This window comes from Natronomonas salsuginis (assembly GCF_005239135.1).
In the GTDB taxonomy this organism is placed as follows: Archaea; Halobacteriota; Halobacteria; order Halobacteriales; family Haloarculaceae; genus Natronomonas; species Natronomonas salsuginis.
In genome coordinates, this window is the sequence record NZ_QKNX01000001.1 from 293050 (window position 1) to 305783 (window position 12734).

Here is a 12734-nt window from a genome sequence, read left to right on the forward strand (position 1 = left end):
GGGATCCTCAGACAAGCGGCGGTTCCGCGGCCGCGTCGTCCCCCGCGAGTCGGTAGTTCGATTTTCGGGCGTCCATGAGATAGACGGACTCCTCGACGACGTCGACGTCTTCGAGCTTTTTCAGGGCGTGCCGAACGGTTCGCTGGGGGAGCAATGACGCATCCGCTAACTGGGCCTGCGTCATCGGCCCTTCGTACTGGAGCGTCTTGTAGACGAGTTTAGCACTCGGCGGGAGGGATGTGACTGCCGATTTGGGATCTACCATCGATTCCGACGACTCGTCGAACCGAGTTAATGGTCCGTCGATCGGACGACACAGCCGCACGACCGGAGTACATATATATACAATAGCGGGACGCTCGGCAACGACGCGGTTCGAAGCTTCCCCGTCAATCGACGGTGGCTATGGGGATCGCTGGGGATGCGTCGCCGATCACCCTTCGAGCAGTCCCAGATCGACCGCGACCTGATCTGCGAGGTGATCGAAAACATCCGGGTCGACCGCCGCAACCGGGTCGCCGTCGTGGAGCCGTTCGTTGTGATCGGTGACCGTCTCCTCGACGTTAGAAAACGGGATCTTCGCTCGCGTTTCACAGACCGGACACACGATCGGTATTTTCGGAACGTCGTCGGTCATCGATTCGAGATCGCCGTTAACACGGTAAAGTTCCTCTGCTTCGGAGAACACCGGATCACCCGCCCTCGTCACGGCCGAGGCGCCGGTAGTGCATTCAGGGCTTCGGTCAATTCGGCCGTTTTCGGGAGCACGTAGAGCCGAACCTCGGCCTCCCGATCGTCGAGTTCGATCGTCGTATCGATCGTGAAGGCGTACTCCTGTTCCCCCGAGATCCGCCGTTGGACGGCTCGGACGATGTTTTGCCCCGAGTCCCGCATGAGCTCCGGCGGCGTGTGCTCGATGCTGCTGCAGAGGGTGTTCGCCCAGCCGTCGATGAACCCGCTGGTGATGATGTTTCCCAACTCCGTTATCGCCCCGTCCGCCATCTCGTCCCCGAGATCGGTCCCGGCTGGCAGCATCGCGGATGCGATACGGTCGGCCGATCGCTCGCCGAACAGCGCGACGAAGAAGCCGCTTGGCGCCCCGTTCAGTTCGAAGATGGTACTGACGTATTCGTCGTCCCCGACGTGAGCCGCGATATTCGAAAACGATGTGAATCTGAGTTGGCTCACCGAGACGTCGGTTGCGAGTCCGGTCATCTGTGCGATCTGTCTCGACGCCCGCTCCGCGCTTCGCGTCGCGAACCCGTCGAAGACGAGGAGCTTTTCGGCCGGCACTGAGAGCCGGTCCGACCGTGTCCCGAGCAGATCGACGAACTCGCTGTACTCGGGGATCAGGTAGATCGGAACGGTCAGTTCGCGATCGGTCGCGGTGAGTTCGCTCTTGAACAGAAACACGCCGGTTTCGGCCGCGTCCTGTCTCGTGATCTTTGGGAGAATACGGGTCCCGGTCGCTTCGATGTACGTCGGCGGGGTCATGTCGATCTGCGCGTCGATGTGGTTCGCCCAGCCGTCGATGAACCCGCCGATCATGATGTTGCCCAGTTCGGCGAACGGGCCGCCGGCGAGGGAACTCCGCCCGCCAGTCGATCGAAGCCGTTTCCGGAGCCGGCCGACCGAGTCCGGATCGAAGATCAACACCGTCTCCCCGGACAGACCGCCGCAGAGCCCGACCTGTACGGCGACGTGACGATGGCCGCCAAACACGTCCGAGAGCGCGTCGTTTGTAATGAGACTGACGTCCGTCACGTCGTGTGTCATCCGGATGCCGATCATCTGCGAGAGTGCCCGAGCGGCCTGTCTCGCACCGTTCGTTGCGAGACGGTTGTACGCTTCGAGATGCCGGATGGCGATTCTCATCGGGCGCTATTCCGCACGGCTCGCTCGGCGGTCGGACGATCTCGGATGCATCGAGCGACTCGAGGCGATGGTGCCGCCCCCGGCGTTCCTACGCGATCCATATGCCGAGCGCGTATGGCTACGTAGTAACTCCCCGGTCCGATACAGCGCTCGAAAGACGGGCTAGTCGAACAGTCCGGTCGACATGTAACGCTCACCGGAGTCCCAAAAGACGGTGACGACGAGCGGGCAGTCGTCGTCAATCGGCGCTTCCTGCGGTGGGCTGTCGCTGAGCACGCCGACCTCGTTGTTCGGGCCGGGACACCGATCCGGATCGACGCCCCGTTCTGCGGCGAGTCGTCTCGCAACGCGCTTTGCGACGACGAGGGACCCACCGGACGACTGGCCGACGAGAATCCCTTCCTCGCGAGCGAGTCGCCGACACTCCGCTTCGGCGGCGTCGATGTCGACGGTCTCGACGTCGGTCAGGAGATCCCGATCGAGGTTGGGCGAGACGAATCCCGGTCCCATCCCCTGAAAGTCGTCGTCGCCCGACTCGCCACCGGAGAGGACCGCGTTTTCGTCGGGTTCCACGCCGACGACCGCCATCTCCGGGAAGGCCTCGGTGAGCCGTCTTGCGGTTCCCGAGATCGTCCCGCCGGTGCCGATCCCGGCGACGAGCGCGTCGATCCGCCGGTCGCCGACCTGTTCGAGGATCTCCTCGCCGGTCGTCCGATAGTGCGCTTCGGGGTTTGCCGGGTTCTCGAACTGCCGAAGCTGGACCATCCCAGCGTCGGCTTCGAGCTCGTCGGCGCGGTCCTTCGCGTCCGAGATCGTCCCGTCGACGAGGTCGAGGTCGGCGCCGTAGGCTTTCATTATCTGCCGCCGTTCGGGCGATTTCGAAGACGGCATGACGACCGTGATGTCGTACCCCTTCGCCGCGGCGACGACGGAGAGACCGATCCCCGTGTTCCCCGAGGTGGGTTCGACGATCCGATCGCCGGCTTCGAGTTCACCGGCCGCTTCGGCGGCCTCGACCATCGCCAGGGCCGGCCGATCTTTCGCGGACCCACCCGGATTCTTCGATTCGATCTTGGCCGCGATGACGGATCCCGGCGGCGATTCGACCTGTACCAGCGGCGACCCGATCGTGTCGAGGATCCCCCGTTTCATGGATCAAGCTTCGGCGGGCGGATATAAAATCCCGATGAACCGTTCCCCGGTAGCGATCGGGTGGGTGAGCAGTTCGGCGATCCGTACCGGTGGAAAAAACATACATATACACGGTGTCGACGAGCTGTATGGTCCGCCGACTCCTCGTCGCCCTCCTCGTCGCTTCGGACGCGATTCGAGCGATCCCCGGCACAAATCTCGCCACCATCGCCGCGATCCGGGACACCGTTCACCCGGCGAACGATTAATCGAGACGTTCGGACGTTTCGGCGTGTTTCCGCGAGAGTTCGACGTATCGATCGCCGGCTTCGGTCCACGGAGACGACTCGACGTTCTTGATGAACTCGGCGGGGACGCCGGCGTACAGCGTCTCCGGTTCGATCTGAGTGTCCTCGGTGACCAGACTGTTCGCCCCCACCATCGCCCGCTCGCCGACCACCGATCGGTCGAGAACGGTCGAACTCATCCCGACGAGCGCTCGCGCGTGTACCGTCGACGTGTGAACGATCGCTGAGTGCCCAACGGTCGCGTACGGGCCGATCTCGACGCCTTCGTGGAGGACGGCGTTGTCCTGGACGTTCGCACCCTCCGCGAGCCGAATCGAACCGTGATCGCCGCGAATCGTCGCGTTCGGCCACACGCTCGCGTCCGCCTCGATGGTCACGTCGCCGATGATCACGGCGGCCGGATCGACGTAGGCGTCCCGATGAATCTCCGGTTCGTATCCGTCGAAACTCCGTATCATACGGCGAGCGACGGACCGCCCGGTGGTAAACGTTCGCGAAAGAGCGGGTGGCTCAATCGCTCCCCGAATGGGTTTCGAGGTCGGCGAAGGACCGGAGCCCCCCTGCGAGCATCAAAAAGCGATTCCTCGAGCAACACCTGCCAGCCGAGCGCCTGCTGTTTCTCACGGGACGATCCGTCTCGGAGCCGGCTTCGAGAGCGAGGCGGCGGACACGATCAGAGGAGGCGGGCGACGCGAGCCCGAAGTTCGCTCGGACTGAACGGTTTCGTGATGTAATCGTCGGCGTCCGCCTCGAACTCGGCGACGACATCGGACTCCCGTCCGCGTCCGCTGAGAAGGACCACTGGGATATCCGCGAGTCGATCGTCCTCGCGGATACGCTCGAGAACGTCGACGCCGTCCATTCCCGGCATCATGATGTCGAGGATGACGAGCGCCGGAACCGGCTCAGCCTGGAGGTGTTTCAGACAGTCGTCCCCGGCTCCGAACGCCTCCACGGTGTACCCCTCGGATTCGAGCGTGTACACCAGGAGCTTTCTGAGATCGGGTTGGTCCTCGGCGATCACGACGGTCGGTTCGCCACCCATTTCCTGATACGTTCAGGTGCACGGATATAGTAGGTTTCGTCTACCAGCCACCACTTCGACGCTTCGGGTCGGTTCGACGCACGCTTTGGGGGAGTATGATGGTCCTACGTCAGCCAACTGTTCGATTCGATGACCGTTCGGTCCGAGATTGCGGACACTCGACAGGCAAGTTTAAATAGCTCGAAGACGCTTGGACGAACTGCAATGACACAGCACGAGGGTTCGTCGGCTTCGCCGGCGGATCGAGTTCTTCCAGGGCACACTAGATAGTACCTCAGAGATCAGTGAGGCCCGAATTTTCGACACGACGCTGCGCGACGGCGAACAATCCCCCCGAACCTCGTTCTCCTACGAGGACAAACGGGAGATCGCGTCCATCCTCGATGACATGGGGACCCACGTCATCGAGGCTGGCTTCCCGGTGAACTCCGACGCGGAGTTCGAAGCCGTCCGAGACATCGCCGACGCGACGTCGACCACGGTGTGCGGGCTCGCCCGCGTCGTGGACAAAGATATCGACGCCGCCCTCGATTCAGGCGTCGAGATGGTACACGTGTTCGCTTCCACCAGCGACGTACAGCTGCAGGATTCAATGCACGCCACCCGCCAGGAGGCGCTCGAACGCTCGGTCGATGCCGTCGAGCGCGTCAAGGAGGCCGGCGCGACCTGCATGTACTCGCCGATGGACGTCACGCGTACCGAGGAATCGTTCGTGAACGAGGTTGTCGAGGCCGTCTCCGAGGCCGGAGCGGACTGGATCAACCTACCTGACACCGTCGGTGTCGCGACGCCGAGACGCTTCTACGACATGGTCGAGAACGTCGTCGCCCACACCGATGCGCGCGTCGATGTCCACACCCACGACGACTTCGGGTTGGCGTCCGCAAACGCCATCTCCGGGTACGAAGCAGGGGCATCGCAGGCGCAGGTGTCGGTCAACGGAATCGGCGAGCGCGCCGGTAACGCGGCCTACGAGGAGGTCGTGATGGCGCTCGAATCGCTGTACGACGTCGACACCGGCATCGACACCCGGCGGATCACCGAACTGTCCAAAGTCGTCGAGGAGAAAAGCGACATGCCGATCCCGGCGAACAAGCCGATCGTGGGAAGCAACGCGTTCTCTCACGAGTCTGGAATTCACGCCGCGGGCGTAATCGAGAACTCCGACACGTTTGAACCCGGAGTCATGACGCCCGAGATGGTGGGTGCCACCCGTCAACTGGTGCTCGGCAAACACACCGGTACACACTCGGTTCGAGAGCGGCTCGAAGACGCCGGATTCGAACCGACCGACGCGGAGGTTCGCGAGGTGACACGCTTGGTCAAAGATCACGGTGCGCAAAAGGAGCAGGTCACCTTCGAGCGCCTCAAGGAGTTCGCCCGAGAGGTCGGGGTCCGACGCGAGGAGGTTCGAATCTAAGGATGCCGACCTCGGCCGTTCGCTCCCGCCCACAGCGACCAGTGGTCGAAGGCGTTGCGACGGCCGGCGGACCCGTGACGCGGAACGTTTATGAATATCCGCGATACAAGGATCACAGTGATGACGGACGCGACGGTTCGAACGGCCACACTCGCTGGCGCCGTCAGCCTCGCGACCATTATTGTAGGGGCCGCCTAGCCCCTATACCACACTTCTCACGATCGCGGTTCGCATCGGACGTAGACCACTCCACAGCTGAAACAATGTACACACGAGACACCAATCGACGGTATCGAACGGGGGCGGAACGATGAGCGGGGAACAGGCGCAATCACCACCCGAAACAGAAACCGACACGACTCCCAAAGAGATAGAGACGGGAGCCGACGCGGTCGTTCGCTCCCTCGAAAACGCGGGCGTCGAACACGTCTTCGGCGTCCAGGGCGGCGCGATCATGCCCGTCTACGATGCCCTGTACCACTCAGAGATGGCGCACATCACGATGGCCCACGAGCAGGGAGCGGCCCACGCCGCGGACGCGTACGGCACGGTCACCGGTGATCCGGGCGTCTGCATGGCGACGTCCGGTCCGGGCGCGACGAACCTCGTGACGGGGATCGCCGACGCGAACATGGACTCCGACCCGCTCGTCGCGTTGACCGGACAGGTGCCGACGGAGTTCGTCGGAAACGACGCCTTCCAGGAGACGGACACGGTCGGCGTCACGAGTCCGGTGACGAAAGCGAACTTCTTCGCCGACGATCCGACCTCCGTCGGTGGCGACGTCGGCACGGCGTTCGCGCTGGCAAATCGCGGGCGGCAGGGACCGACGCTCGTCGATCTCCCGAAGGACGTGACCAACGGCGAGACGACGGACGATCCGGGTGCCCCGGAGTTACCCGACACGTACGCCCCACCGGAGAAAGCCGATTCGGATGCGGTTTCGGAGGCGGCCACGGCGCTCGCACGCGCGGAGAAGCCAGTCATCCTCGCGGGCGGCGGCGTGATCAAGGCCGAAGCCAGCGACGAACTGCGCGCCTTCGCCACGGAGCACGAGATTCCGGTCATCACGACGATGCCCGGGACCGGTTCGTTCCCCGAGGACCACGAGCTCTCACTCGAGATCGCCGGCATGCACGGCACCGGATACGCCAACATGGCGATCACGGTGACCGACTGCATGCTCGCTGTCGGGACGCGCTTTGACGACCGCCTCACGGGCGGCGTCGAGACGTTCGCCCCCGACGCCGAGATTATCCACGTCGATATCGACGCCGCGGAGATCTCGAAGAACATCGAGGCCGATCACCCGCTCGTCGGCGATGCGAAGGTCGTGTTGGACCAGCTGGCCGATTCGATGGTCGGTTCGCCCGCGACGGAGTCGTGGGTCGAGCAGTGCCAGACGTGGAAATCGGAGTACCCGATGGATTACGCGGCCCCCGACGACGAGCCGGTCAAACCGCAGTACATCGTCGAGCGGTTCGACGAGCTGACCGACGACGACACGATCGTCACGACAGGCGTCGGTCAACACCAGATGTGGGCCTGGCAGTACTGGACGTGGACGAAGCCCCGAACGTGGGTCACTTCCCATGGGCTCGGGACGATGGGCTATGGGTTGCCCGCGGCGATCGGTGCGAAGCTCGCAGCGCCCGAGCAGGACGTCGTCTGTTTCGACGGCGACGGCTCGTTCCTCATGACGTGTCAGGAACTGTCCGTCGCGGTCCGAGAGAACCTCGACATCACGGTCGTCGTACTCAACAACAGCGCGATCGGGATGGTCCGCCAGTGGCAGGACGCCTTCTTCGGCGAGCGCCACATGGCCTCGGAGTACCCGTGGATCCCGGATTTCGACACGCTTGCCGAGGCGTTCGGCGCGCGCGGCTTCCGGATCGACACCTACGACGAGGTCGAGGAGGTCATCGAAGCGGCGCTTGGCTACGACGGGCCGAGCGTCATCGACGTCCACATCGATCCCGGAGAGAACGTCTATCCGATGGTCCCGAGCGGCGGGGACAACGGACTGTTCGCCCTCACGGAGGGACAGCTATGAGCCGTCGACAGAACGTCCACCGGACCGGCCTCGAAGGGCCACCACCGGAGGAGCGACTTCGCCCCGTCGGCCGGCGGAACTCACAGGGAATCCGAATCGATCCGGAGATCGAAGCCGAACACGAACCGCGACGTACGACGATCTCCGCGTACGTGAATAACGAGCCCGGCGTGCTCGCGCGGGTGTCCGGGCTGTTCCACCGCCGACAGTTTAACATCGAGTCGCTGACCGTGGGCCCGACGCAGAACGAGGGGTACTCGCGGATCACGCTCGTGGTCGAGGAACCCGATCCGGGGATCGATCAGATCAAAAAGCAATTGAGCAAGATCGTCCCGGTCGTTCACGTTCGGGAGTTGGATTCGAATCCGGTCGCCTCCGAACTGGTGTTGCTCAAAGTCGACGGCGACGAGCCGGACAAAGTGCAGGCCATCACGGAGATGTACGACGGACAAACGCTCGACGCGGGACCCCGAACGATCACCGTTCAGATCACCGGCGAAGAGGGCAAGATCGACGACGCGATCGATGCGTACAAGCAGTTCGGCATTCGCGAAATCGCACGGACGGGACAGGCTGCGCTGGCGCGCGGCGAAGAGGAGACGGCGAGAGTCGACGAGAGACACACATAACACACATGGACGAAGACACACAGATTTACTACGACGGCGACGCGGACAGCACAGTACTCGACGACAAGACGGTCGCCATCCTCGGCTACGGGAGCCAGGGGCACGCCCACGCGCAAAACCTCGACGACTCGGGCGTCGACGTGGTCGTCGGCCTTCGGGAGAGTTCGTCCTCCCGAGACGCCGCGAAAGCGGATGGACTCGACGTGGCGACGCCGCGAAACGCAGCCGAACAGGCCGACATCGTGAGCGTGCTCGTCCCCGACACGGTCCAGCCGGACCTCTACGAGGAGATCCGAGACGTGGTCACCGAAGGCGACACGCTGCAGTTCGCTCACGGCTTCAACATCCACTACGGCCAGATCGAGCCCGACGACGGGATCAACGTGACGATGGTCGCGCCCAAGTCGCCCGGCCACCTCGTCCGCCGCAACTACGAGAGCGACGAGGGGACGCCCGGACTGCTCGCGATTTACCGCGACGCCACGGGCGACGCCCACGATATCGGATTGGCCTACTCGAAGGCGATCGGGTGTACACGGGCCGGCGTTATCGAGACGACGTTCCGCGAGGAGACCGAGTCCGACCTCTTCGGCGAGCAGGCGGTGCTGTGCGGCGGCGTCACCTCGCTCGTCAAGACCGGCTACGAGACGCTGGTCGACGCCGGGTACAGCCGCGAGATGGCGTACTTCGAATGTCTCAACGAGCTCAAACTGATCGTCGACCTGATGTACGAGGGCGGCAACATGGAGATGTGGAACTCGGTCTCCGACACCGCCGAGTACGGCGGCCTGACCCGCGGCGATCGGATCGTCGACGACCACGCCAGAGAGAAGATGGAGGAGATCCTCGAGGAGGTCCAAAACGGGACCTTCGCGCGCGAGTGGATCACCGAGAACCAGGCCGGCCGACCGAGCTACAAACAGCGCCGAGAGGCCGAGAAAAACCACGACATCGAGGACGTCGGGGAAGACCTGCGCGCGCTGTTCGCGTGGGGCGGAGAGTAACCAAGCGATGACAGACGATTCACAGACACTGGAAGAGATCAGCCACACCAACCCGTACACCGGACAGGTGTTCGGGGAGACGCAGACGTACGGACGCGGGAAAGTCGTCGCCGCCGACGGCGGTAAGGCCGATTCGAGCGACGAATCCGAGACGCTGGCCGACGTCCCCCACACGACGGCCGAGGGGACGGACGGGGTACAACGCACGTTCGACCGTGGTGAGTCCGAATGAGCGAGGGAACGCTGTACGACAAGGTCTGGGAGAACCACAGGGTGACGACGCTCCCGAACGGACAGGATCAGCTGTTCGTCGGGCTGCACCTCATCCACGAAGTGACGAGCCCGCAGGCCTTCGGCATGCTTCGCGAGCGCGATATCGAGGTCGCTCGACCCGATCTGACGCACGCGACGGTCGATCACATCGTCCCGACCGACGCCCGAGACCGACCGTTCGCGAACGACGCGGCCGAGGAGATGATGGCCGAGCTCGAGGAAAACGTCCACGCAGCGGGCATCGATTTCGACGATCCGACGACCGGCAACCAGGGGATCGTCCACGTCATCGGCCCGGAGCAGGGGCTCACCCAACCGGGCATGACGATCGTCTGCGGTGACAGCCACACGGCGACGCACGGTGCATTCGGCGCGCTGGCGTTCGGGATCGGCACTTCACAGATCCGCGACGTATTGGCGACCCAGACCATCGCGATGGACAAAAAGAAGGTCCGAAAAATCGAGGTCACGGGCGAACTCGGCGAGTGCGTCACCGCGAAGGACGTGATCTTGACGATCATCCGCCGCCTCGGTACCGACGGCGGCGTCGGATACGTCTACGAGTACGCCGGTGAAGCCATCGAGAACCTCGACATGGAGGGTCGAATGTCGATCTGCAACATGTCGATCGAGGGTGGCGCTCGCGCGGGGTACGTCAATCCCGACGAGACGACCTACGAGTGGCTGGCGGAGACAGACGAGTTCGAAGACGACCTCGAGCGATTCGAGGAGCTGAAAGCCTACTGGGAGTCGATCGCCTCGGACGCCGACGCCGAGTACGACGATGTGGTGACGATCGACGGCTCGGAGATCGAGCCGGTCGTCACGTGGGGAACGACGCCCGGGCAGGGTATCGGAATCTCCGAACCGATTCCCGAACCTGATTCCCTGCCGGCCGATAAACAAGAGACAGCTCGGCGCGCACAGAAACACATGCGAGTGGAACCCGGCGACACGATGGACGGGTACAATATCGACGTCGCCTTCCTCGGCTCGTGTACGAACGCGCGGCTGCCCGATCTCAGAGCGGCAGCGGAAATCGTCGAGGGGCGGCAGGTCGACGAATCGGTTCGGGCGATGGTCGTTCCGGGGAGCCAGCGAGTCAAAGCGGCTGCCGAGCGCGAAGGACTCGACGACGTGTTCATCGAGGCCGGGTTCGACTGGCGCGACGCCGGCTGTTCGATGTGTCTCGGCATGAACGACGACCAGCTGGTCGGCGACGAGGCGTCGGCCTCCTCCTCGAACCGCAACTTCGTCGGACGGCAGGGGTCGAAGGACGGTCGCACCGTCCTGATGAGCCCGGTCATGGTCGCCGCCGCAGCGATCGAAGGCGAGGTCACGGACGTTCGTGAACTACCGAAGGCGGAGGTGAAAGCATGACGAGTGACGAGATCCCGAGCGTCGAGTACGTCGAGGGAAGCGGTATTCCGGTCCGCGGCAACGACATCGACACGGATCAGATCATCCCCGCCCGGTTCATGAAGGTCGTCACCTTCGACGGTCTCGGGGAGTTCGCCTTCTTCGATCAGCGATTCGACCACGACGACAACCAGAAGGAGCACCCGTTCAACGATGACAAGTACCAGGACGCGAACGTCTTGGTCGTCAACGCCAACTTCGGCTGTGGCTCCTCGCGCGAGCACGCCCCGCAGGCGCTCGTTCGGTGGGGCATCGATGCGATCATCGGCGAGTCGTTTGCGGAGATCTTCGCGGGCAACTGCCTCGCGCTCGGCGTTCCGACGGTCACGGCCGACAGCGAAACCATCGAAGCGCTCCAGGAGTGGATCGAAGCGAATCCGGACGGGACCATCGAGGTCGACGTTGCGGACGAGACTGTCACCTACGGTGGGAAGACGATCGACGTAACGGTCAACGAGGCACAGCGAAAAGCCCTCGTCGACGGGATCTGGGATACGACGGCGCTGATGAAATCTAACACGGAGGCCATCGAGAAGACCGCGGCGTCGTTGCCGTACGTCGGCAGCGAGGTGAACAAAGAGGCCGCCGATGACTGAGCTGATAGCCGTCATCCCCGGTGACGGGATCGGCCAGGAAGTGGTCCCGGCCGCCGTTGAGGTGCTCGAAGCGCTCGACGTCGAGTTCGAGTTCGTCGAGGGCGACGCGGGCGATGCGGTCCTCGAAGCTCGTGGTGAGGCGCTTCCGGAGGAGACCTACGAACTCGCGGCCAACGCCGATGCGACGCTGTTTGGCGCGGCGGGCGAGACCGCGGCGGACGTCATTTTGCCGCTACGCGAGGCGGTCGATTCCTTCGCGAACGTCCGGCCGGCCCGGGCGTACCCCGGAGTCGACTCGCTTCGTCCGGAGACGGATCTCGTCTTCATCCGGGAGAACACCGAGGGCGTCTACAGCGGCATCGAGAGCGAGATCGCAGAGGGCGTGACGACGCTGACTCGCGTCATCACCGACGACGCGTCGCGCAAGATCGCCAGGTACGGCTTCGAATACGCCGATTCGAACGGCTTCGACGACGTGACGGTCGCGCACAAGGCCAACGTGATGCGAATGACGGACGGTCAGTTTCTCGAGAGTGCGGTCGCCGTCGCCGAGGAGGAGGGATACGAGTACGACGACGCGCTCATGGACGCGCTCGCGATGCACCTCCTCCTCCGGCCGGAGGAGTACGGCGTCGTGATCTGTCCGAACCTCGCCGGGGACGTGCTTTCGGATCTCGCGGCCGGACTCGTTGGCGGCCTCGGCTTGCTTCCGAGCGCCAACGTCGGCGAGGAGAACGCGCTGTTCGAGCCGGTTCACGGTTCGGCACCCGACATCGCCGGACAGGGGATCGCGAACCCCGCGGCGACGGTGCTTTCGGCGGCGATGCTGCTCGATCATCTCGGCTACGGTGAAGACGCCGATCGGGTCACCGCGGCGGTCGAAGGCGTCCTATCCGACGGTCCGCGGACGCCTGACCTCGGTGGCGACGCCTCGACGACGGACGTGACGGCGGCGATCGTCGATCAGCTGTAGACGTTCGA

General features: G+C 63.9%; 14 protein-coding genes. 8 read left to right on the plus strand and 6 right to left on the minus strand.

Going from position 1 to position 12734, the window contains the following annotated elements; genetic code table 11:
- Positions 1-7: 7 nt before the first annotated feature.
- The 6 genes from DM868_RS01725 to DM868_RS01750 form a co-directional block, all read right to left on the minus strand.
- Positions 8-265, minus strand: a complete 258-nt coding sequence (locus tag DM868_RS01725; RefSeq protein ID WP_137275132.1) for a helix-turn-helix domain-containing protein — start codon at positions 263-265, stop codon at positions 8-10.
- A gap of 168 nt (positions 266-433) precedes the next feature.
- Positions 434-688 (minus strand): hypothetical protein, encoded by a 255-nt coding sequence (locus DM868_RS01730; protein WP_342776364.1) that lies wholly within the window; start codon positions 686-688, stop codon positions 434-436.
- Between the two features lie 17 nt (positions 689-705).
- A complete protein-coding gene (locus DM868_RS01735) occupies positions 706-1875 on the minus strand; it encodes a chemotaxis protein CheC (protein WP_137275133.1) in 1170 nt (389 codons plus the stop codon).
- 162 nt (positions 1876-2037) lie between these two features.
- Positions 2038-3027 (minus strand): PLP-dependent cysteine synthase family protein, encoded by a 990-nt coding sequence (locus DM868_RS01740; protein ID WP_137275134.1) that lies wholly within the window; start codon positions 3025-3027, stop codon positions 2038-2040.
- Between the two features lie 244 nt (positions 3028-3271).
- A complete protein-coding gene (locus DM868_RS01745; protein ID WP_137275135.1) occupies positions 3272-3772 on the minus strand; it encodes a gamma carbonic anhydrase family protein in 501 nt (166 codons plus the stop codon).
- Between the two features lie 215 nt (positions 3773-3987).
- On the minus strand, positions 3988-4359 hold the full coding sequence (locus tag DM868_RS01750; RefSeq protein ID WP_137275136.1) for a response regulator transcription factor: 372 nt from the start codon (positions 4357-4359) through the stop codon (positions 3988-3990).
- A gap of 241 nt (positions 4360-4600) precedes the next feature.
- On the opposite strand from DM868_RS01750, the gene DM868_RS01755 reads away from it, so the two are divergent.
- From DM868_RS01755 to DM868_RS01790, 8 genes are all read left to right on the plus strand, one after another.
- A complete protein-coding gene (locus tag DM868_RS01755) occupies positions 4601-5779 on the plus strand; it encodes a LeuA family protein (protein ID WP_137275137.1) in 1179 nt (392 codons plus the stop codon).
- Positions 5780-6089: 310 nt separating this feature from the next.
- Positions 6090-7832 carry a biosynthetic-type acetolactate synthase large subunit gene (gene ilvB, locus DM868_RS01760; RefSeq protein WP_137275138.1) on the plus strand — a complete coding sequence of 581 codons (1743 nt, stop codon included), beginning with the start codon at positions 6090-6092 and terminating at the stop codon, positions 7830-7832.
- Entirely contained in the window at positions 7829-8461 is a 633-nt protein-coding gene (gene ilvN, locus DM868_RS01765) for an acetolactate synthase small subunit (RefSeq protein ID WP_137275139.1), read from the plus strand. The genes ilvB and ilvN overlap by 4 nt, the downstream gene beginning before the upstream one ends.
- Positions 8462-8466: 5 nt before the next feature.
- Entirely contained in the window at positions 8467-9465 is a 999-nt protein-coding gene (gene ilvC, locus DM868_RS01770; RefSeq protein WP_137275140.1) for a ketol-acid reductoisomerase, read from the plus strand.
- 7 nt (positions 9466-9472) lie between these two features.
- The gene (locus DM868_RS01775) at positions 9473-9697 is read left to right on the plus strand and encodes a hypothetical protein (protein WP_137275141.1); all 225 of its coding nucleotides are present in this window, start codon (positions 9473-9475) and stop codon (positions 9695-9697) included.
- Positions 9694-11118, plus strand: a complete 1425-nt coding sequence (leuC, locus tag DM868_RS01780) for a 3-isopropylmalate dehydratase large subunit (protein ID WP_137275142.1) — start codon at positions 9694-9696, stop codon at positions 11116-11118. The genes DM868_RS01775 and leuC overlap by 4 nt, the downstream gene beginning before the upstream one ends.
- Positions 11115-11753, plus strand: coding sequence for a 3-isopropylmalate dehydratase small subunit (leuD, locus tag DM868_RS01785; RefSeq protein ID WP_137275143.1), 639 nt, complete (start codon positions 11115-11117; stop codon positions 11751-11753). Before leuC ends, leuD begins: the two co-directional genes overlap by 4 nt.
- Complete coding sequence (locus DM868_RS01790; RefSeq protein ID WP_137275144.1) at positions 11746-12726, plus strand: isocitrate/isopropylmalate family dehydrogenase; 981 nt, start codon at positions 11746-11748, stop codon at positions 12724-12726. The genes leuD and DM868_RS01790 overlap by 8 nt, the downstream gene beginning before the upstream one ends.
- Positions 12727-12734 lie beyond the last annotated feature (8 nt).

What these genes read in the sequence shown, in the direction of transcription:
- DM868_RS01725 (WP_137275132.1), bottom strand. Translation starts at nt 265, where the DNA reads ATGGTAGATCCCAAATCGGCAGTCACATCCCTCCCGCCGAGTGCTAAA.
- leuC (WP_137275142.1), top strand. Translation starts at nt 9,694, where the DNA reads ATGAGCGAGGGAACGCTGTACGACAAGGTCTGGGAGAACCACAGGGTG.
- DM868_RS01745 (WP_137275135.1), bottom strand. Translation starts at nt 3,772, where the DNA reads ATGATACGGAGTTTCGACGGATACGAACCGGAGATTCATCGGGACGCC.
- DM868_RS01775 (WP_137275141.1), top strand. Translation starts at nt 9,473, where the DNA reads ATGACAGACGATTCACAGACACTGGAAGAGATCAGCCACACCAACCCG.
- leuD (WP_137275143.1), top strand. Translation starts at nt 11,115, where the DNA reads ATGACGAGTGACGAGATCCCGAGCGTCGAGTACGTCGAGGGAAGCGGT.
- ilvN (WP_137275139.1), top strand. Translation starts at nt 7,829, where the DNA reads ATGAGCCGTCGACAGAACGTCCACCGGACCGGCCTCGAAGGGCCACCA.
- DM868_RS01740 (WP_137275134.1), bottom strand. Translation starts at nt 3,027, where the DNA reads ATGAAACGGGGGATCCTCGACACGATCGGGTCGCCGCTGGTACAGGTC.
- DM868_RS01750 (WP_137275136.1), bottom strand. Translation starts at nt 4,359, where the DNA reads ATGGGTGGCGAACCGACCGTCGTGATCGCCGAGGACCAACCCGATCTC.
- ilvB (WP_137275138.1), top strand. Translation starts at nt 6,090, where the DNA reads ATGAGCGGGGAACAGGCGCAATCACCACCCGAAACAGAAACCGACACG.
- DM868_RS01735 (WP_137275133.1), bottom strand. Translation starts at nt 1,875, where the DNA reads ATGAGAATCGCCATCCGGCATCTCGAAGCGTACAACCGTCTCGCAACG.
- ilvC (WP_137275140.1), top strand. Translation starts at nt 8,467, where the DNA reads ATGGACGAAGACACACAGATTTACTACGACGGCGACGCGGACAGCACA.
- DM868_RS01790 (WP_137275144.1), top strand. Translation starts at nt 11,746, where the DNA reads ATGACTGAGCTGATAGCCGTCATCCCCGGTGACGGGATCGGCCAGGAA.